Annotated in this window: 18 protein-coding genes; 10 read left to right on the top strand and 8 right to left on the bottom strand. The window is 58.2% G+C overall.

The genetic code is table 11. The annotated features are described in order from the left end of the window. Positions 1-93: 93 nt before the first annotated feature. Positions 94-498: a hypothetical protein gene (locus LOC68_RS00480; RefSeq protein WP_230214296.1), complete on the top strand. Its 405-nt coding sequence runs from the start codon at positions 94-96 to the stop codon at positions 496-498. Positions 499-642: 144 nt separating this feature from the next. Continuing rightward, positions 643-1,014, top strand: a complete 372-nt coding sequence (locus tag LOC68_RS00485; RefSeq protein ID WP_230214298.1) for a hypothetical protein — start codon at positions 643-645, stop codon at positions 1,012-1,014. A 135-nt stretch (positions 1,015-1,149) separates the two neighbouring features. Here LOC68_RS00485 and LOC68_RS00490 read toward each other — a convergent pair whose 3' ends face one another. From LOC68_RS00490 to LOC68_RS00505, 4 genes are all read right to left on the bottom strand, one after another. After that, entirely contained in the window at positions 1,150-1,602 is a 453-nt protein-coding gene (locus tag LOC68_RS00490; protein WP_230214303.1) for a rhodanese-like domain-containing protein, read from the bottom strand. 36 nt (positions 1,603-1,638) lie between these two features. Further along, entirely contained in the window at positions 1,639-3,030 is a 1,392-nt protein-coding gene (asnS, locus tag LOC68_RS00495) for an asparagine--tRNA ligase (protein WP_230214304.1), read from the bottom strand. A gap of 123 nt (positions 3,031-3,153) precedes the next feature. Next, positions 3,154-4,986, bottom strand: coding sequence for a divalent metal cation transporter (locus LOC68_RS00500; protein WP_390623315.1), 1,833 nt, complete (start codon positions 4,984-4,986; stop codon positions 3,154-3,156). A gap of 124 nt (positions 4,987-5,110) precedes the next feature. Beyond that, complete coding sequence (locus LOC68_RS00505; protein WP_230214306.1) at positions 5,111-6,160, bottom strand: NAD(P)/FAD-dependent oxidoreductase; 1,050 nt, start codon at positions 6,158-6,160, stop codon at positions 5,111-5,113. A 446-nt stretch (positions 6,161-6,606) separates the two neighbouring features. On the opposite strand from LOC68_RS00505, the gene rpsB reads away from it, so the two are divergent. The 8 genes from rpsB (at position 6,607) to carA (ending at position 16,031) form a co-directional block, all read left to right on the top strand. Beyond that, positions 6,607-7,341 (top strand): 30S ribosomal protein S2, encoded by a 735-nt coding sequence (gene rpsB / locus LOC68_RS00510; protein WP_230214307.1) that lies wholly within the window; start codon positions 6,607-6,609, stop codon positions 7,339-7,341. 113 nt (positions 7,342-7,454) lie between these two features. Further along, a complete protein-coding gene (gene tsf, locus LOC68_RS00515; RefSeq protein ID WP_230214312.1) occupies positions 7,455-8,303 on the top strand; it encodes a translation elongation factor Ts in 849 nt (282 codons plus the stop codon). Positions 8,304-8,488: 185 nt separating this feature from the next. Continuing rightward, positions 8,489-9,244, top strand: a complete 756-nt coding sequence (gene pyrH, locus LOC68_RS00520) for a UMP kinase (protein WP_230214314.1) — start codon at positions 8,489-8,491, stop codon at positions 9,242-9,244. Positions 9,245-9,465: 221 nt separating this feature from the next. Further along, on the top strand, positions 9,466-10,026 hold the full coding sequence (gene frr, locus LOC68_RS00525; protein ID WP_230214316.1) for a ribosome recycling factor: 561 nt from the start codon (positions 9,466-9,468) through the stop codon (positions 10,024-10,026). A 201-nt stretch (positions 10,027-10,227) separates the two neighbouring features. Next, positions 10,228-10,974, top strand: coding sequence for a glycerophosphodiester phosphodiesterase (locus tag LOC68_RS00530; RefSeq protein ID WP_230214323.1), 747 nt, complete (start codon positions 10,228-10,230; stop codon positions 10,972-10,974). A 201-nt stretch (positions 10,975-11,175) separates the two neighbouring features. Further along, positions 11,176-13,023, top strand: a complete 1,848-nt coding sequence (locus LOC68_RS28465; protein WP_230214325.1) for a peptidylprolyl isomerase — start codon at positions 11,176-11,178, stop codon at positions 13,021-13,023. A gap of 216 nt (positions 13,024-13,239) precedes the next feature. Next, on the top strand, positions 13,240-14,493 hold the full coding sequence (locus LOC68_RS00540; protein WP_230214327.1) for an aminotransferase class I/II-fold pyridoxal phosphate-dependent enzyme: 1,254 nt from the start codon (positions 13,240-13,242) through the stop codon (positions 14,491-14,493). Between the two features lie 392 nt (positions 14,494-14,885). Beyond that, positions 14,886-16,031, top strand: a complete 1,146-nt coding sequence (gene carA / locus LOC68_RS00545; protein WP_230214329.1) for a glutamine-hydrolyzing carbamoyl-phosphate synthase small subunit — start codon at positions 14,886-14,888, stop codon at positions 16,029-16,031. Positions 16,032-16,046: 15 nt separating this feature from the next. Here the strand turns inward: carA and LOC68_RS00550 are convergent, their stop codons facing one another. The 4 genes from LOC68_RS00550 to LOC68_RS00565 form a co-directional block, all read right to left on the bottom strand. Then, on the bottom strand, positions 16,047-16,277 hold the full coding sequence (locus LOC68_RS00550; protein WP_230214331.1) for a hypothetical protein: 231 nt from the start codon (positions 16,275-16,277) through the stop codon (positions 16,047-16,049). Between the two features lie 49 nt (positions 16,278-16,326). Beyond that, the gene (locus LOC68_RS00555) at positions 16,327-18,312 is read right to left on the bottom strand and encodes a carbon starvation CstA family protein (RefSeq protein ID WP_230214333.1); all 1,986 of its coding nucleotides are present in this window, start codon (positions 18,310-18,312) and stop codon (positions 16,327-16,329) included. Between the two features lie 277 nt (positions 18,313-18,589). Next, positions 18,590-19,099 (bottom strand): zf-HC2 domain-containing protein, encoded by a 510-nt coding sequence (locus tag LOC68_RS00560; protein WP_230214336.1) that lies wholly within the window; start codon positions 19,097-19,099, stop codon positions 18,590-18,592. 117 nt (positions 19,100-19,216) lie between these two features. Next, a complete protein-coding gene (locus LOC68_RS00565; RefSeq protein WP_230214338.1) occupies positions 19,217-19,975 on the bottom strand; it encodes a Crp/Fnr family transcriptional regulator in 759 nt (252 codons plus the stop codon). Between the last annotated feature and the right edge of the window lie 172 nt (positions 19,976-20,147).

Genomic DNA, 20,147 nt, shown 5'->3' on the forward strand with positions numbered 1-20,147 from the left:
AATCGATAAAGACCTTTTTTCAAACCGGCGAACGGATGTTAGGTTTAGGTCAGACAGCAATTGATCGTTTCGCCGCATCGAAGGAGCCTTCCCATGATCCGCACTTTGTTGATTCCCGCCGTTTTGCTCTCGCTGGTCGCAACCTTTGGTACGGCCAAAGCCGCTTCGACCGAACCGTCGTGCTGTGCTCCGGAGCCGGTCTCGTGCTGCGAGCCCCCCTGCATCACCTATCGCGATCACCATCGTCTTTTTTCCAAGGTCTGCTGCTGCAGCTGCGAGCCGCCGGTGAAGATGGTCCTGGTGGTGGAAAAGCCGTGCACCGATTGTGCGTTTGAAGTTCCGGTTTGCGTCCCGGCCTGCTGCACCGACGCTCCAAAAGTTTGCGCCCACGATGGGATCTTCGGCCGTAAGGTTGTCGAATACGAATGGTGTTGCGGCTTCCATATCCGGATGGTCTTCACCCACTGCGGCGACCTGATCGTCCACTCGTACTACTAATCGATACCGCGTTAGTAGCAGAACGAATCATGAAGAGCCCCGTCAGCGATTGGCGGGGTTTTTCTTTTGCCCTCGGCCGTTGGCGATGGGTACGATAGAACGTAGAAGCGTCGACACCACACCTCATCTCTGAAGGCGTTCTCTATGAGCAAAAAGTCGAAGACTGCGCGCAAGGCTAAGACCCACACCCAACGCCCCGGCGAGAGCCAAGAGCTTCCGGCCGCCGATTCGATGACCATCTTCTGGATGCTATGCGGCGTCACCACGCTGCTGGCCGAGGTCGCGAATCTTGCGGTACTCAGCTACGTCTGGGCCAGCGGAGAGCCGTCGATGCGGCTCGAATCGATCGCGATGCTGCTGCTGATGGTCGCCATGGTGACCGGTACGATCAGCATACTGCTGATACCGATCGTATTGCAGCAAAGTCGGACGGCCCCGCCCAAAGCGATTGTCCGCGGGATGCTGATCATCGGCCTCTTGCCATGGCTGGCGTTCTTCGTGCAGCTCGGCCGGTGAGAAAACTTCGACACTAGCCCGCAGCGCAAGCAAGGGAATGCGGCGGGCGATGGGCGGCTGGCTTGAGCGTGTATCTAGGTTGCAGGCACTTTCCCTTGCTTGCGCTGCGGGCTAGTAGAGACAAAAGAGCTGACGCTATTTCTTGCCCAGATCTTTCGCTTCTTGCTCTTTGACCTGCTCCAGAAAACCTTTCGGACGCAGGTCGGCTTCTTCGAAGCCGGCGGAGATCATCGCTTGCATCGTCACTTTTAGCGCGGTCGCCGGTTGGCCGTTTCGTTCTGAGAGATAATTCGCCGCGAAGTAGGCTCGCTTGCCAGCGTTGCTGTAGGTGTAGACGTCTTTCCCTTCCGGCAGGGCGGCGATGATCTTTTTGCATTCGGGATCGAAGGCGATCTTCGAGAAGGGCGCCAGAACGGCCCCTTCCAGATGTCCCTTCTTCCATTCCACTTCTTCGCGCACGTCGAGCAGGACGATCTCGTCCTTCTTGAAACGCTCGAGCAACTTCTTCAGATCTTCCGCTTGGGCCTGGCTGGCCATGACGCAGAGCAGCGCAATCGCTACGAGCGTGATATTCGTGCGAATCGTCATCAAGCGAATCCTCCGAACCGATATTGGGTGGCGCTTCTAAAACTCGGCGCTTCCCGGCGTACGCGGGAAGGGGATCACATCGCGGATGTTACCCATGCCGGTAATGAACTGTAGGATGCGCTCGAGCCCTAGTCCAAAGCCGGAGTGGGGGATCGTGCCGTATTTCCGCAGTTCCAGATACCACCAATAATCGGCTGGATTGAGTCCTTGCTCCTGCATTCGTCCTTCCAGCACGTCTAATCGTTCCTCGCGCTGGCTGCCGCCGATGATTTCGCCCACTTTGGGGGCCAATACGTCCATCGCTCGCACCGTTTTGCCGTCTTCATTGCAACGCATGTAGAACGGTTTAATTGTGCGGGGATAATCGTGCAGGATGACCGGCTGTTTGAAGTGGACTTCGGTCAAGAAGCGTTCGTGCTCCGATTGCAGGTCGGTTCCCCACTCGACCTTGTAGTCGAACTTCTGCCCGCTCTTTAGCAGGATGTCGATCGCGTCGGTATAGCTGACCCGCAGGAACTCGCTGTCGGCCATCGAAGTAAGCGTTGACAGTACCGTGTCGTCGATCCGATCGTTGAAGAACTGCAGGTCGTCGCCGCAGTCGCGCAACACGTCGGAGATGATTCGCTTAATGAAGTCTTCGGCGACCTGCATGTTTCCTTCCAGGTCGACGAACGCCATTTCCGGCTCGACCATCCAGAACTCGGCCAGGTGCCGCGACGTGTTGGAGTTCTCCGCACGGAAGGTCGGGCCGAAGGTGTAGATGTTCCCCAGCGCGGTCGCAAAGATTTCACCTTCCAGCTGACCGCTTACAGTCAGGAACGACGGCCGCTCGAAGAAGTCTTGCGTGTAGTCGACTTTGCCGCCGGTCTTCGGCGGCGCTTCCAGGTCGAGCGTCGTCACTTTGAACATCTCGCCGGCGCCTTCGCAGTCCGACGCGGTGATGATCGGCGTGTGAACGTAGAGGAAGCCCCGTTCCTGGAAAAAGTTGTGGATCGAACGCGAGACGCAATTCCGCACGCGGAAGACGGCGCCAAACGTGTTGGTGCGCGGACGCAGGTGAGCCCATTCGCGCAGCTTCTCCATCGTGTGCCGCTTCTTTTGCAGCGGATAGGTCTCGACGTCGGCCCAACCGTAGACGTGGATTTCGCTCGCTTGGACTTCGGTCGTTTGCCCTTTCCCTTGCGACGCGACGATCTCGCCGACGACACGCAGGCTGCAACCAGGGGAGAGCTTCTTCACTTCCGACTCATAGTTGTCGAGCTTGCCGTCGGCGACGACCTGGATGTTCCCCATGCAACTGCCATCGTTCAGTTCGATGAAACTGAAGCCGGCCTTGCTGTCGCGACGCGTGCGAACCCAACCTTCGAGCGTGACCTGATTGCCGACCTGATCGGCCGAGAGAGCGGTGCGAACCGAGATTTTTTGCATGACGAACCTTCCGTGTCTGCGGTGCGAAGACCGTATTCTAGCCGAGCAGGTTCGAAAGCAAAAAGGGCGGCCGCTCGCCGAAAGCGAGCGCCGCCCTGGAGTTAGTTCCTTCTGGTGATTTTTCTATTCCGCAGCGTCGGAGGTAGCTTCCTCCGGTTTGCGGAGGAAAAATCCAATGGCGACCGCCAGGATGTAGGCGACCGCCAAGCCCATCACCACATTGGTGGCCAGAGCGCTGGCCGGATTCTTGTCGGTCCATTTGCCCCACAGCGATTGTCCGGCAGCGCAGAAAGCGCCGACGACCGACACGAACATCAGTACGTTCCAAATGACCATGGAGATCCCGGTCGGCTTCTGGTTCCCCAGAATCCGCTTGCTGTTCATCATCAGGAAGAAGGTCGTGTAGGCGATCGGCAGCAGCAGGATCGCGAAGCTCGACGCGACGATCGCCAGCCAGATCTTCGCTTCGCCGGTCCACGCGATCACCCACGAAGCCCCAGCCAAACCGGCGACGACGCAGCCGATGACGTGCGGAGCCCCGCCTGCTTTGGCGCCCAGCATTTCGGTAAACGCATAGCCGTTGATCAGCATCAGAATGATGATCGTCGAGAAACCCATGCCGAAGACGCCGAGGCCGAAGATCAGGCGAGCGGTCTGCTTGCCCAGCAGCGGCGCGAGCGCCTCGGACAGCTGATCGGCGTTACGCTGCACCAGCGACGCGACGATCAGTCGCTCCGACTCATTCAGGGTCGTCAGATACTCCGGCGCCAGCGAAGCGGTCAGCTTCTTTTGTTCGTCCGCTATCTCGAGCGGAGTCTGATCGGCGTCGTTCGCGGCGATTTCGGCATATTTGTCGGCGTAGGTTTCCTTCAGCAAAGGAGTGATCACTGCCGTGGCGCCGCTGATGATCGGCGACTTGGCGACTTCCGCCGGATCGCTGCTCAGCCAGTAAGGATCGACCTTCGGATCGTTGTAGTTGCTGCCGTTGAAGCGAGCGCCCGACGCGATCACCACGCAGCTGGTCACGATGATGTAGGGAATCGCCATGCCGGTCGACAAGTCGAAGCGGGCCAATCCGCGGAACGGGCGATCCCAACCGCGAGCCAACATCGAGTAGGGAAGCAAGAAGGTCATGTTGATGCCGACCGCCGTCGCCGCGGCGCCGATCATCACCGCGCTTTGGTCTTTCACGATGCGGTTGCGGAAGAACTCGCGATGGGCGTCGCTCGCCTGGTCAACAAGCAACGCTAGGTTGCCAGTCGGTGAGCTAAGTTGGCTGAGGTCCGGAATGAACCCCGCGAAGATCTCGCCCCAGTTGAGCACCCCTTGGTACGCCATCAACGCAACGACCCCGAAGAAGCAGATCACAACCATCCCAACCAACAGCTTCAGCAGGACGTCAAAGATCTTCGCGCCGGTTCCGCCGCGCGTATTGAGCAGCACGACGAAGCCGCCGGCCAGCAACAATATGATCGACACGACCCATTTCGAGGTAACGCTGCCGTCAATTAGATCCGGGAGCAGGTTCTTATCGAGCGCGTCATAGCAGAGCGAGAACTGCGGCATGATGAAAATCATGTTCGCCAGGCAGGTCGCGATTACCCAGCCCCAACCGAGCGCTGGGTTGATGTGATCATTGATTTCGCCGAACGGCTTTTTGCCGGTCGAGAGGGTGACGTAGCTGATCGCCGAGAGCATCACGACCCCCATGATGATCGCCATCAACTGCAACCAGAGCATGTTGACGCCGCCGAGCGAGCCGAGATAGAGAGCGCCAGCGAGCGATCCGCCGCCGAGCGTGATCGCGCTTTGCAGCCAGCCTGGACCCGAAAGGCGAACGAACGCGAACAGCGTCGCCATCGTCCCCTTTTCGTGAGCTTCCTGCAAGATTTCTCGGTCTGTCTGAGCGTGTTTACCCTGGGGCGACGACGGAGCGGGAGCGTTCGATTCGGACATGGGTTTGGGGCGGAACTCGTGGTGACGGAGAAGATCGTGAGGAGGGTCTAGTGTAAACCGCATTGAATCCCGCTTGTAGCGCCTTCCAGCGAAGGCGCTACATTTTTCTGCGAGAGTTTACGGTTTAGTGGTGACCTTGCGCGGCCAGATAGCGCTCGGCGTCGAGAGCCGCCATACAACCGCTACCCGCGGCGGTGACCGCTTGGCGATAGTTGTCGTCGGCGACGTCCCCTGCAGCGAAGACCCCTTCGACGCTGGTGTTGGTCCGGAACGGAACCGTCCATTTGAGGTAATTCTTGTCGTTCATTTCCAGCTTCCCTTCCAGGAAGTCGGTGTTCGGCGTGTGGCCGATACCGAGGAAGAAGCCGGTCGCGTCGTAGACCTTCGACGAATCTTCGACCACGTTCTTCAGGCGAGCGCCGGTCACGCCGTTCTCGTCATCGCCCAGGACTTCCTCGACGACCGAGTTCCAGACGATCTCGATTTTCGGGTTTTTCTCCGCTCGTTCGGCCATGATCTTCGAGGCTCGCAGCTCATCGCGGCGGTGGACCAGATAGACCTTCGACGCGAATTTGGCCATGTAATCAGCTTCTTCCACCGCCGAGTCGCCGCCGCCAACGACGATGCAGGGCTGACCGCGGAATCGCGGCAACGCGCCATCGCAGACCGCACAAGCGCTGACGCCGCGGTTTTTGAACTTCGCTTCCGACGGCAGGCCGAGGTAATTCGCCCGGGCGCCGGTCGCGACGATCACCGAGTGTGCCTCGATCGTGTCCCCTTCGCGCGTCGTCAGGCGGAACGGGCGAACGTCAAAGTCGACTTCGACGATGTCGTCGCCGATGATCCGGGTGCCAAAGTTCTTCGCCTGCTGGCGCATCAGCTCCATCAGCTCCGGACCGCTGACGCCATGTTTCATGTGGGGGGCCATGTACTGGCGGAGTTCCGGTTCGATGGCGTTATCGAGGTATGCGCTCAGGTCGCCGGACGGAAAGCCCGGGAAATTCTCGACTTCGGTCGTCATCGCCAGCTGACCGAGCGGCCCGCGACCAACGTCAAAATGTTCCTGGAGCGGCGCCCCTTCAAAGACGAGAGGTTGAATTTCCGCTCGGGCGGCGTAAATCGCCGCTGTCCACCCGGCAGGCCCACTTCCAATGATGACGACTTTCTCGGCCACGAAATCGACTTTCTATAATTAAAAGTAATAGTTGGCCCCCTCGGCCATAACATAGCCATCGCGTCATTATAGGGCTCTGGTCCTGCTCGTCCACTGCATGTCAGGGGCGCCGGTTGACGATTTTCGCCCTCTTTGGTAGGATCAGCCGCTTGTTTTCGTCCCCTGCAAGCCGCAGGGGAGCATAATCACCGGGAAGAGGGCCGACGGCCCGAAGCCGGAACATGTGGGAAACGTCTTTCAAGCTGTCGATCCGCTGCTGGCGAAGTGAGGCGGATCGGTCAGGAACTGTCGACTTATCGGACAGATCTGCGGCCTGAGAGATAAGAGTATCGCTTCGCAGAGGCTGAACCTTCGCGGGTCATCGCTTCTCCGGCATTAGTAGGCGCCGGCATCGCTCAGTTGATTCGCATCGTTTCCTGGCGGTCCCATTTTTAAGGAAAGCCTCTATGTCTTCTGACGGAAGTGCGAACTCCGTAATTAAAGAACTGGTCGAATCGGGCATCCACTATGGTCACCGCACCAGCCGGTGGAACCCGAAGATGGCGCCGTACATCTACGCCAAAAAGAACCAGATCCACATCATCGACGTCCGCGAAACGATCCGCGGCCTGCTGCGTGCCAAGAAGTACCTGACCCAGGTCTCTGAAGGCGGCTCGCTGGTCCTGTTCGTCGGCACCAAGCGTCAAGCCGGCGCCGCGATCGAACGTGAAGCCGAACGCTGCGGCATGCCGTTCATCAACGAACGTTGGCTCGGCGGTACGCTGACCAACTTCCGCACCATTCGTAGCCGTCTGACCCGCTTGGAAGAGCTCGAATCGATCCTGGAAGGGGACGAACTGCACAAGTACTCGAAGAAGATGCAGTCGTCGCTCGCCCGCGAACACCGCAAAATGTACCGCAACCTCAACGGTTTGCGCACGATGAATCGCCTGCCGGAAACGCTGGTGATCGTCGATCCGAAGAAAGAACGCAACGCGATCCGCGAAGCCCAATCGCTGGGCATCACGACTGTGGCCCTGACCGATACCGACTGCGATCCGGACGAAATCGATCTGCCGGTGCCGGGCAACGACGACGGTATCCGCTCGATCGAACTGTTCGCCAAACACCTGGCGGACGCGGTGATCGACGGCAAGCACAACGTCGCGATGAAGGGCAAAGACGCGGTTCCCGCTTCGTAATTGCGGAGTCGATCCTCGCGCTGATCAAAGATTCAAGGGAAGCGAGTAAGCTTACTCCTTCCCTATTACGTGAAATTCAATTCTGACGACGACTAAATCTCGGAGAATCTGATATGGCAGGAATTTCGGCGGCTGCGGTGAAATCACTCCGCGAAAAGACCGGACTTCCCATGATGGAATGCAAAAAGGCGCTGACCGAAGCAGGCGGCGACGAAGACGGCGCGATCCGCTGGCTGCGTGAAAACGGCGCCGCGATCGCCAGCAAACGCCAAGATCGCGTGACCGAATTCGGCCGCTTTGGCGTTTATGCGGACGTCGCCAAGGGCGTCGGTGCGATGGTCGAACTGAAGTGCGAAAGCGCCTCGGTGGTCCAGCTCGACGACTTCATCGCCCTGGCTGACGACATGGCGAAAGTGCTGGCCGAAGGGCCGGGCGCTGCGACCGCCGAAGATCTGTTGGCTCAACCGTCGACGATCAAGCCGGGCCAGACCCTGGGCGAAGTTCGTGACGACCTGTTCAACCGCGTTCGCGAAGTCTTCAATGTCGGTCGCATGATCCGCATCGACGGCGCTGCCGGCGGTTACAGCCACAACAGCACCACTGTCGCTGGCGTGCTGATCGAAGTCGAAGGTGGGGACAACGAAACCGCCAAAGACATTTCGATGCACATCGCTGCGATGCGTCCCTCGGCTCTGACGGTTGAAGAACTCGATCCGAAAGTGGTCGAAAACGAACGTTCGATTCTGACCGAAGCGGCTCGTAACGAAGGCAAGCCCGAAAAGATCATCGAAAAGATGGTCGAAGGTCGTCTCCGTAACTTCTACGCCGAATCGGTTCTGCTCGAACAGCCGTTTGTGAAGGATGATAAGCAATCGGTCGGCGGCTATGCCAAGAGCAAGGGAATGACCATCAAACGCTTCATCCACTGGAGCCTGGGCGAAGACGCTTCGGCCGAAGGCTAGTCCTTTCGGCGTAGTCCGCGATAAAGAAAATTGAAAAGCCCTGCTCGACGTAGCAGGGCTTTTTTCGTTCTTGTCCGACTTCCATCCATCAATCCGGGCGCATCGACTGTGCGGCGCACTACGTTTCCGGTAGAATTCCACCGACGAATTCGGCTTCTCCCCTTTATTTTGCCAAGGTTCGCCGCATGACCCAACCGGATGCTCTTTCGCCGCAGTTTTCCCGTATCGTTCTCAAACTATCCGGAGAAAGCTTTTCCCACCACGGCGAACGCGGGATTGCCATGGATGAAGTGGTCCATATCTCGCGGCAAATCCACCAGGCGTCGCAGCTCGGCTGCCAAATCGCGGTGGTGATCGGCGGCGGAAACATTCTCCGCGGCGGACAATTCAAGAACGAAAGCGCCATGATCCAGGAGGCGACCGCCCACTATATGGGGATGTTGGCCACTGTCATCAACGGTCTGGCACTGCAGGACGCGCTGGAATCGCTCGGTTGCGAAACGCGTCTGACGACCGCGATTCGGATGGACGGCGTCGCGGAACCCTACATTCGCCGCCGCGCGAAGCGTCACCTCGAAAAGGGCCGCATCGTGATTCTGGCTGCCGGAACCGGTAGCCCGTTCGTCACGACTGATACCGCGGCCGCTCAGCGAGCGCTCGAATTGGAAGCCGATATTCTGATGAAAGCGACGCGAGTCGACGGGGTTTATAGCGACGACCCCGAAAAGAACCCGCACGCAATCTTCTATCGCAACTTGGACTTCGCCACGGTTCAGGCGCAAAACCTACGGGTAATGGACTCGACCGCGATTACCCATTGCCGCGAACATGGAATGCCGATCTTGGTGTTCAACTATCGTATCGACGGGAACATTCAGCGAGCTGTCATGGGGGAACATGTCGGCACGTTGATCTCGCCGGAACTGCAACCGGTGAACTAGCGTTCGCTTGATTTAACGCACGGGAGTCAGCAGCGAACTTATTGGGCTTATCCAATTTGCCCTGCTCCCGTCAATAGCGGCGAATTTCCTGTTAGGACAACTCTAACGGAGCCGCATATTTTCTTCCGGGCTAAAGTAAGGTAGCCTTATGAAGATTATTCACGACGCAGGGCGTCGTTCTAGTCTGCTGGACACCTCAAATTCAATCGTGGGACCGAGCCATGAGCGCTGACAACATTACGACGGAAGCGGAAGATCGCATGGAGAAAGCGATCGAGCATCTGAAGAACAATCTCTCCGGCATTCGCACCGGCCGCGCCAACCCGGGCCTGGTCGATTCGCTGCGGGTCGAAGTTTACGGTTCGCTGCAACCGATCAAGCAGATCGCTTCGGTCAGCGTTCCGGAACCGACTCAGTTGCTGATCCGTCCTTACGACACCGGGGCGATCAAAGACATCGAGAAGGCGATTGTCGCCAGCGACTTGGGGATGGCGCCGCAAAGCGACGGTCGCGTGATTCGCTTGAACGTCCCTGCGTTGTCGACCGAAGTTCGCAAGAAGCTGGTCGCTCGTATTAAAGAGCTCTCGGAAGAAGCGAAGGTTTCGATCCGCAACGTCCGCCGCGACTGCAACAAGTCGGCCGAGACCGCCGAGAAGAACAAGGAGATCGGCGAAGACATCCGGGACGATATCAAGAACGAAATTCAGGAACTCACAAAAAAGTTTGAAGAAAAAGTGACGGAATTGGCCAAGACCCGCGAAAACGAAGTGATGGAAGGCTAACTTCCCACGTAAAATATGGCGGTTCGCCAAGGTCGCGGCGCTCACTCGGGTGCTGGCGACCTTTTTTCGTTTACGTGACCTCAAGATGAGATCGACCCGATGCTTCGTTTCCAGCGTCCTTTGTTTTCCTTGATTCTCGCCGCAGTGGCGTTTGCCGCCGGTTTTGGTTTTCATTCCCAGGTTTCGGCGGGAGACGCCAGAGTGAATCGGATCCTCGAAACGAAAGAACCGCTCGTGATCGGGCATCGTGGCGCTTGTGCGTTCGCTCCCGAGAATACGTTGCCTTCGTTCCAATTGGCGATTGATCAAAAGGCGGATCTGGTCGAGCTCGACTATTACCTGAGCTCAGACAAGGTTGCGTTTTGCATCCACGACAAAACGTACGACCGGACGACCGACGCCAACAAGTTATGGAATGAGAAGAAGACGGAGATCGCCGCCAAGAATTGGTCGGATGTCGCAGCGTTGGACGCGGGAAGCTGGTTTGACGCCAAGTTCGCCGGCGTGAAGGTTCCGACCCTCGATCAAGCGATTGAGACGATCCAAAACGGCAGCGTCACCCTGATCGAACATAAGCAAGGTGACGCCGACTCGCTGGTCAAACTGCTCAAAGAACGAGACTGGACCGAAAAGCTGGTTGTCCAGTCGTTCAATTGGGACTTCGTCGCTCGTTGCCGCGAACTGGAACCGACGCTGGCGATCGCCGCCCTCGGTAGCGACAAACTAACGGCCGAGCGGATCGCCCCGATCGTCGACAAGGTCGACGTGATCGCGTGGAACTACAAGTTCGTTGATAAGGCGGCCGCCGCGATGGTTCACAAGCACGGCAAGAAGCTGTTTGTCTACACGGTCAACGATCCGAAGCAGGCGAAAGAGTTGGTTGACCTCGGCGTCGACGGCATCATCACCGATCGACCGGCTGAGATCGGCGCCGCGATTCGCAAATAGCAGCTGTGCTAGCAGCAGTAAGAAAATAATTGGGACGGCGTGAGTGATCGCGCCGTCCTTTTTGTTGCGCTACGCGAATCAATCTTGACCTGATTCGCAATGAGATCTATATTCCCGCGCCCTAACTTGTTAGGGATCGACCCGCATGGACGCAAACTTTAGAAAAAATCGATCGATTTTCACAGAAGCAAGGAGGCGAGTGTGACTACGTTTCGAAACGCCCATCGAGCAACCTGGGCCATTATTGCGGGCGGCTTCGTTCTGGTCGCTGTCGGCGTGATCGCCGTTCGCAATCTGGGAGGCGAAAACAATGCCGTCGCCCAGCAGCCGCAAGCTGGCCAGGCCGCACCGGCCGCCGCTCCGGCGATCAAAACTGTCGCCGTCGTCAATCGCGAACCGATTACCCGCGATGAACTGGGACGCGAAGCGGCTCGTCGCTTTGGCGAAACCGTTCTGGAAAGCGTCATCAACAAACGCCTGATCGCGGATGAATGCCAAAAGCGCAACATCACGATTACGTCGACTGAAATCGACGCCGAAATCGAAAACACCGCCAAAAAGTTCGGCCTGTCGGTCGACAAGTGGTTCAGCCTGCTAAAGGACGAACGGAACGTCACGCCGGCTCAGTACCGCAATGACATCGTCTGGCCGACGATGGCCCTGCGTCGCTTGGCCGCCAATCGTTTGGAAGTGACCCAGGATGAGCTGAACGAAGCCTGGGAATCGCAATTCGGCCCGAAGGTGAAGTGCCGCATGATCTCGGTCAGCGATCGCGCCTTGGCCGAAGAACTACGTGCCAAAGCGGCCGCCAATCCGGAAGGTTTCGCCGACATGGCGAAGGATTTCTCGGAAGATCCGAACAGCGCCGCCGCTCGCGGTTTGATTCCGCCGATCAGCAAGCACATGGGCACCCCGGAAGTCGAAGACCTGGTCTTCGCCTTGAAAGAAGGGGAAGTCTCGCAGGTTCTCTTTACCGCGGGTCAGTACCTGATCTTCAAGTGCGAATCGCACTTGCCGCCGACCGAAGTCGACGCCGCCAAGCAGCCGGAAATCGCCCAACGCATGGTCGAAGCGATTCGTGAGCACAAGCTCCGTTCGTCGGCCGGCGACGTTTACGAAGAGTTGCAAAAGGTCGCCAAGATCCAAAACTTCATGGAAGATCCGACCGGCCAGCCGAATCCGGATGTGATTGCGACCCTCAACGGTCTGCCGATCATGCAGAAGGATCTGGAAGAAGAATGCATCACGCGTCACGGCGTCGAAGTGCTGGATGGCGAAATCAATCGCCGCGTCCTGCAGCAGGCCCTGAAGTCGCGTAACCTGGACGTTACCGAGCAGGACCTGAATGACGAAATCAGCCGTGCCGCTGACTCGTACGGCTTCCTGAAGAAGGATGGTTCGCCCGACTTTGAAGCCTGGCTTGAGGAAGTGACCAAGGAGCAGAACATCTCCGTCGAGGTCTACGTTCGTGACGCCGTCTGGCCGACCGTCGCCCTGAAAAAGCTGGTCGCCGAGAAGATCCAAGTCACCGAAGAGGACGTCCAAAAGGGCTTTGAAGCCAACTATGGCGAACGCGTCCAGGTTTTGGCGATCGTGCTCGACAACCAGCGTCGCGCTCAGGAAGTGTGGGATATGGCCCGCAAAAACCCGAGCGAACAGTTCTTCGGCGAACTGGCCCGTCAGTACTCGATCGAGCCGGTCTCGAAGAACAACGATGGCCAGGTTCCGCCGATTCGCCGCAACGGCGGTCAGCCGAAGCTGGAAGAAGAAGCCTTCCGTCTGCAGCCGGGCGAGCTATCGAGCATCGTCAACATCGGCCGTCAGTCGCTGATCTTGAAGGCCTTGGGCCGGACCAAGCCGACCATCACCGACATCAACGTCGTCCGCGACGAACTGGTGAAGGACATCCACGAGAAGAAGATTCGCCTGGAAATGGCCAAGGCGTTCGACGAACTGCGGGAAGAAGCCCAGATCGACAACTTCCTGGCCAACACCACCCAGATGGGTAAAAAGTTGGAAGCTGCCGCCCGACAGCAACCGACTCGTTAATGCCGAAACTTCTCCAGAAGTTCTGCAAATCTTGGAAGCCCCGACCAGCGTCGGGGCTTCTTTTTGTAGGTCGAGGCCGAACCTGAGGTTTACGCAGGGTATCCTCCGCTCAAGTCGTCCTTTCCTACTAGGTTGCCGATTCTTAGAATTAACGTTTCCGCGGCCGATTTCCATTTACGCATTTGCCGCTATGCGGCGTTTATCAGGTTTAGGTCCATGAGCTCCGAATCCGGCCACCCCATCGGTGGCGAGACCCCCTTTAAAGTCGAATATGCGCAGCGCGTTTACCGCCTGCCCCCTTACATGTTCGGCCGCATCAACGCCTTGTTGTACGAAAAGCGGGTCGCCGGACATGACGTCATCGACCTGGGGATGGGGAACCCGTCCGATCCGCCGCAAGAATTCGTCATGGAAAAGATGTGCGAAGCGGTCCGGGACGAGCGGAACCATGGCTACAGCAAGTCGAACGGCATTCGCAACTTGCGCCGTGAAGTCGCCGGCAAGTACCTGAAAAAATACGGCGTACGCCTGGACCCTGAGTCGGAAATTATCGCCTGCCTTGGCTCGAAGGAAGGTTTCTCGCACATGTGCCTGGCGATGATGGGCCCTGGCGACACCGCGATTGTGCCGGCGCCCTATTTCCCGGTGCACACCTATGCCGTCGCCTTGGCTTCCGGGAACGTCATCGCGCTCGAAGTGGGCGATAGCGAGAAGTTTCTCCAAAATATCGCTTACACATGCGAACACCTTTATCCGAAACCGAAGCTGCTGATCATCTGCTATCCCCACAACCCGTCGACCGTGACGGTCGAGCCCGAGTTCTTCGTTGAAGTGGTGAAGCTGGCGAAGCGGTACGGATTCATGGTGATTAGCGACTTCGCCTACGCCGATATCGCCTTTGACGGTTATAAGCCTCCCAGCTTCCTGTCGGCGCCTGGTGCGTCGTCGGTCGGCGTCGAATTCACGACGATGAGCAAGGGATACAACATGGCGGGCTGGCGCGTCGGCTTCTGTGCCGGCAACGCCGAAATGATCAAAGGTCTCGCCACGATCAAGGGTTACTACGATTACGGCATGTTCCAGGCGATCCAGATCGCCGCGATCGTTGCTCTCCGCGAAGGGGACGCCGCGGTCGAAGAACAGAGCCGCATTTACGAGAGCCGCCGCGACGTGCTGGTCGACGGCCTGACGCGACTCGGCTGGGGCGTGACGCCGCCAAAAGCTGGAATGTTCGTCTGGGCGAAGATTCCGGACGTCTGGATGCAGCGGATGAATACCATGGATTTCGCCATGATGCTGCTGGAAAAGGGTGACGTCGCCGTCAGCCCCGGTAGCGGCTTTGGCCCGTGCGGCGAAGGTTACGTCCGCATGGCGATGGTCGAAAACGAAGAACGCTTGCGTCAGGCGGTCCGTCAGATCGGTCGCTGCCTGAAGCAGGAAGAAAAAGAGCTGGTCAGTGCCCAGTCCTAAGAGGGCAGTAGACCGCAATTCCCGTAAATTTCGAGCCTCGAATCGTAAGATTCGGGGCTTTTTTCTTTGTTTGGGCGGGAATCGGCCAGATTGCCGAGCTGCACAAGACTTGGTCCTAGTCGGAGCTAGCGGAGATTCCTATAATGACCCAAATTTGCGCCCCCGGCGCATGAAAAAAGGAGGACTCTCGCTCGCCGAAACAAGAGTCCTCCCAAATTGGCTGTCCGGACCGAAGCCCGGAGACCCACAGCCGTACTGATGGATATCGGGCTTCGCACCCGCAATACTTTAAGCGACGCTTGGCTCAGACGGTCGTTAGGAAGAGAACGACCTTGCCGTTTGAGAAAGAGTTCGCATTCGATTCACCTGAAACAGAATCTGACGATAACGCAATGACGCAACCGATCGCGAAACTGGCGCTGGAAGACGGAACCGTTTTTACTGGTCTTTCTTTGGGTGCTGAGGGAGAAGTCGACGGGGAAGTTTGCTTCAACACGTCGATGACCGGTTATCAGGAAATCCTGACCGATCCTAGCTATCGTGGCCAAATTTTGACCATGACCTACACGCAGATCGGTAATTACGGGGTGAATACCGAGGACATGGAGAGCTCCAAGACGCACATGTCCGGATTTATCGTGCGTGAATGTAGTCGACGCGTCAGCAACTTCCGCGCGAACAAGTCGCTCGACGAATTCCTGAAAGAAAACAACGTCGTTGGACTCACCGGGATCGATACGCGAGCTCTCGTTCGACGCTTGCGTAACAGTGGCGCCATGAAAGGCGTTCTCTCGACGATCGACCTGGATGACGCTTCGCTGGTCGAAAAAGCTCGCAACAGCGCCGGTCTGGTCGGCCGTGACCTTGTGAAAGAGGTCATGCCGGCGGAAGGATCTGACTGGAGCGAAAAGCTGAGCCCGTGGGTGAAGATGGGGGACAGAAATCGAGCCGAGAAATCGCGCAGCGAACTTGACCTGCACGTCGTCGCTCTCGATTTCGGCATGAAATGGAATATCCCGCGGCATCTGCAGGACATGGGCTGCAAAGTAACCGTGATGCCTGGCTCTTCGACTGCGGAAGAAGTGCTAGCGCAAAACCCAGACGCCGTCTTCCTGTCGAATGGCCCTGGCGATCCGGAACCGCTGGTCGGCCCGATCGAAACGATTCGAGGCCTCTTGGGCAAGAAGCCGATCTTTGGCATTTGCTTGGGGCATCAGCTGCTGTCGCTGGCCTGCGGCGCGAAGACCTTCAAGTTGAAGTTCGGTCATCGCGGCGCCAATCAGCCCGTTTTGGACGTCACGACCAACAAGGTCGAAATCACGTCGCAAAACCATGGCTTCGCCGTCGAAGAAGAGTCGCTTCCCGATTGCCTGGAAATCACCCATCGCAATCTGAACGACAACACCATCGCCGGCGTGCAGCACAAGACGCTGCCTGCATTCAGTGTGCAGTACCATCCAGAAGCTTCGGCCGGTCCGCATGATAGCGAGTACCTGTTCGAGCGATTCCGCGAACTGGTGACCGGGCAGCGCGTCTAGCTTTCGCCAGTAACGCTATTGCGTATCGCGGTACTCCTCGAGCAAGAGTACCGCGTCGACGGTCGACAGCGAATCGCGGCGCTGCAAGCATTGGCAGAGCTCGCGCCAATCGGAGACCGGCATCGAACCTTGCCGAATCAGCATCGGCGCCATTTCTCCGTCTGCCTCCAGGCAAACGTAATAGAGCGCCAGCGTGCAGACCGGGCAGGCAATCTCGCCGGTCTGCGAATCTTCTGGCAACGCCATTGGAAGTCGGCAGTTAGGACATGCCGCCGACTTCCCCGGATCGGCCATCTTAGTTTTGACCGCCGGCCGTCGCGTACTCGGGGGCTACGCCTGCTTCAGCGGCTCCCGTCAGCGGCGGCAGCGCTTCTTCGAGCACGCCCTTGGCTTTCGGCCACATCAGGACCGCCTCAACCATCATCCAGGCCTGTAGGATCAGCGTACCGACGCTAAACCCGAAGAGGAGATACTTGCCGTTCCAGAAGAAGCCGGTGTCGCCGCGGAAGAACTCTCCGAGCCAGGCCAGTTGCGGGTACTTCTCGATAAACCAGGCGGTGTCGCCATTGAACATGTTCCACAGCGTCGCGATCGCCGGCAGGAAAAGCATCAGGATCATCGGCGGCAATGCGAACCAGACCGGAATCTTGCGGCGCCAGAGATAGAAGATGGTGACCATCAACGCCATCCCGGCTAGCAATTGATTGACGGCGCCAAACAGCGGCCACAGCAGCATTCCACCGGCGCCAGGCGAATTGCCGGCGAAGATCGCCACCAGGCCGCCGAGACCAACTGCGATGCCGGTCGCAATGTATTTGTCGGAGAGAGGCTTGGTTACCGGCGAGGAGGCGAATAGCTCTTGCAGGACGTATCGCTGGAGTCGCGTCGCCGTGTCGAGCGTCGTCGCCGCGAAGCTGGCGACCAGCACCGCCATGATCCCGAGACCCAAGCGAAGCGGAATGCCGATCGCGGTCAGGAAGTTGGCGCCGCCGTCGACGAACGCGCCGACCATGTTGCCCAGGTTGTTAAACTTCGCCCAGCCGGCGCTAGCGTCATAGCGAGCTTCCCATGAGGCGCGGCCGACCATCGGTTGTCCTTCGGCCGTCATCACCGCTTGGTAAGTGCCATCCGGCGTTCGTTCGTAACGCCCCATGCCGACGCCGGCACAGCAGGCGAGAATTACCACGACCGCCAGCGCTCCTTCGAGCAGCATGGCGCCGTAGCCGACGTACTGAGCGTCCTTCTCGTTGGCGACCTGTTTGCTCGACGTGCCGCTGCTTACCAAGCAGTGGAAGCCGCTACAGGCGCCGCACGCAATGGTGATGAACAGAAACGGGAAAATCGGGGGAGCGTCGAGCGGGATATTTTCGGCGACCGGCGGGGCGCTGGCGAACAAGTTGGCGGCGCCGGTAAGCGAAGCGACAACCAGGCCAAGCCCCAACAGGAAGAGTGCCAAAACCAGCTCATGGCTGTTGATGTAGTCGCGTGGTTGCAGCAGCGTCCAGACCGGCATTACCGACGCGATAAAGCAGTAGATCAACAGGATCACCGTCCAGATCACGACCGCGTTGCCGTAGTACTGCCACCAGGTCGCATCGGCCGGCATCTCGGCCGGGGTCAACAAGTTCACGCCCAGCAACTGAGTCAGGTCGATCGGCAGCCAATAAACGCCGATGACGATCGCGCCGTACATCACCACCAGGGCGGCGAGCGACGGCCAGAGGAGGTTTCCTCCCTTGCGGCAAACGTAGTAGCCGATCGCAATCGCGACTGGAACTTCGACCCAGACCGAGAGAACCGACTGCGGATATTTGGCGAAGATGAGGGCGATCACCAGACCGAAGATCGCCAACACCACGGTCAGAGCCAAAGCCAGGACCATCAGGAACAGGAACTTTGCCCGTGGATTGATCAGACGGCCAGCGACTTCGCCGATCGTTTGCCCGCGATTGCGTAGCGAAACGACAAGCGCCCCGAAGTCATGTACGGCGCCGACGAAGATCGAGCCGAAAACGACCCAGAGCAGGGCAGGGAGCCAACCCCAAAAGACGGCGATCGCGGGGCCGACGATCGGTCCCGTTCCGGCGATGCTGGTGAAGTGGTGTCCGAAGACGACTTCGCGATTGGTCGGCACGTAGTCGACGTCATCGCGCAATTGGTGACTGGGGGTGACCGCCTCGTGATCGAGTCGAAAAATCTTTCGACCAAGCCAACGTCCATAGGTGTGGTAGGCGAGGATGAAGCCAAAGAAAGAGAGCGCAGCGACAATCAGCGTCGACATCAACTATTTGGGGGGCAAGAGTAGGGGGGAAGCAAGGTGATATTTTTTAAATTTTAACGGCAGATCGTGCTCGAATACAGTGCGAAGGAGCAAGAATGCTCAAACCATCTGGCGTTGTTTTCCCCGGCGTTCGTAAGACATTTCGCCGACGCAGACTTTGCGGCGCGGAAAAATAAGAAGTAGTGCACCGTAAGACGGTCGGGCGATTAACGCCGTCCCCCCCGCGTTTCGCCCGATCGTTTTCTTGCAGAATAGGGGGCGAATCGCCGCCGGACAGCTAGTGAGGCTTGGCGTCGCACTCTGGCGTCTGTTCGCAGGCGGGCGCTTCTTTACAGGAAGACTTACAGGTCTGTGCCTGGCATTTCCAGAGCATGCAGCGGGAGACCTTGCAGTTCTCCACCGCTTTGCAGTCGCCGACTTCGTCGCATTTCTCTTTATCGCAGTCCTTCTTCTCTTCGCACTCGCTCATCGCATCGTAATGCCTTTTGCAGCCGGGGCAGTGCTGGAAATGGGCGTCCATTTGCTGCATCTGGCTGACGCTGAGCGTTTGCGAACGGTAGGCCGGCATTTGGTTCCGGCACTGGCTGCAGCTGATGCCGGCGTAAATCGGAATGGGACGCGCAGGTCCCAACCAGAGGACGATGCCAATTACCAAGAAGACGGAGCACAAACTCCCAACCGTCTGGATCGCCAAGCGGCGACGACGGAGCGTAACGAGGTTCCGGGCGACCTCGGCAAATTCGCCGGCTCGGCAGGGTCGCCAAGATTCTGGGTCGTGCTCGTTCATGCAGTTGGAAGTTGGGGCCGCAGGCAGCTGGAAACGGAAAACTACCTAATCGTACGCAATGTTCGACGAGAGATTGGTGTGGAGTTCTACGAACTGGGGTGATTTCGCGGAAAAACGTCACGTGCCGAAGCCAAACCGAAAGCTCGGTTCCTGGGCCGGCGCTTCGTGGATTTCTGGAATTTGCGGTTCCGGAGCCTGAACGCTTTGGGCCAGACGTTGCAGCGAACGGAGGACAATGCGGCGGCGACCGACTTTCACCAGGCCGTCATTCTGCAGTTCGCCCAGCACGACGGTCACCGTCTCGCGGGTGCTGCCGACGATGTTCGCCAAATCTTGGTGCGACAAGCGAATTTCAAGCTCGACGCCGTCGTCGGTTCGTTTGCCGTAGCTTTCAGCTAATTCCAGCAGCAAATGGGCCAAGCGGTCGCGGTTCGACAGGAAGAGAAGGTTCTTCACTCGACGCTCGATGCGACGGCGGCGCAGGCCGATCAGCTTAGTCACGCCGATCGATAGACCGGGACGCGATTCCATCAACTCGTGCATCGCTTCCTTCGGGATCGAAACGATCATCGACGCTTCGACCGCTTCGGCGTATTCGTCACGCGCTTCGCCGTCGAGAATCGACAATTCACCGAATAGCTCGCCCGGCTCAATGAAGGCCAGGATCGACTGTTTTCCCTCAGGAGTCAGGTGGCAGATTTTCACGCGTCCGGAGGCGAGCAGAAGTACCGTATCCGCACGTTCGGCGGGGAGGTAAATCGGAGATCGCTTCGCGAAACGGCGAACACGTGAGCAAGCGTCGAGTCGTTCGATTTCTGCGGCGGACAACTGCTCGAAGATACGGCAGTTCTTCAGGTGCCAAATTTTCTCGGTCATCGAGACCCCCAAAATTGCTCGATGGTCGTGTCGCCCCCCGAAAGTAGGGGCGTCGCCATCAAAGACCGGGCGGACGATGCCTTCGATTCCGTGCGGGTCGTCGGCGTTACGCCGATTCTAGCATAGCGGCAAAAAAAAGACGCCGAAGTCGGCGTCTGAAGAAGCTACCCCC

Origin of the sequence: Blastopirellula sediminis (genome assembly GCF_020966755.1) — a bacterium.
GTDB lineage: Bacteria > Planctomycetota > Planctomycetia > Pirellulales > Pirellulaceae > Blastopirellula > Blastopirellula sediminis.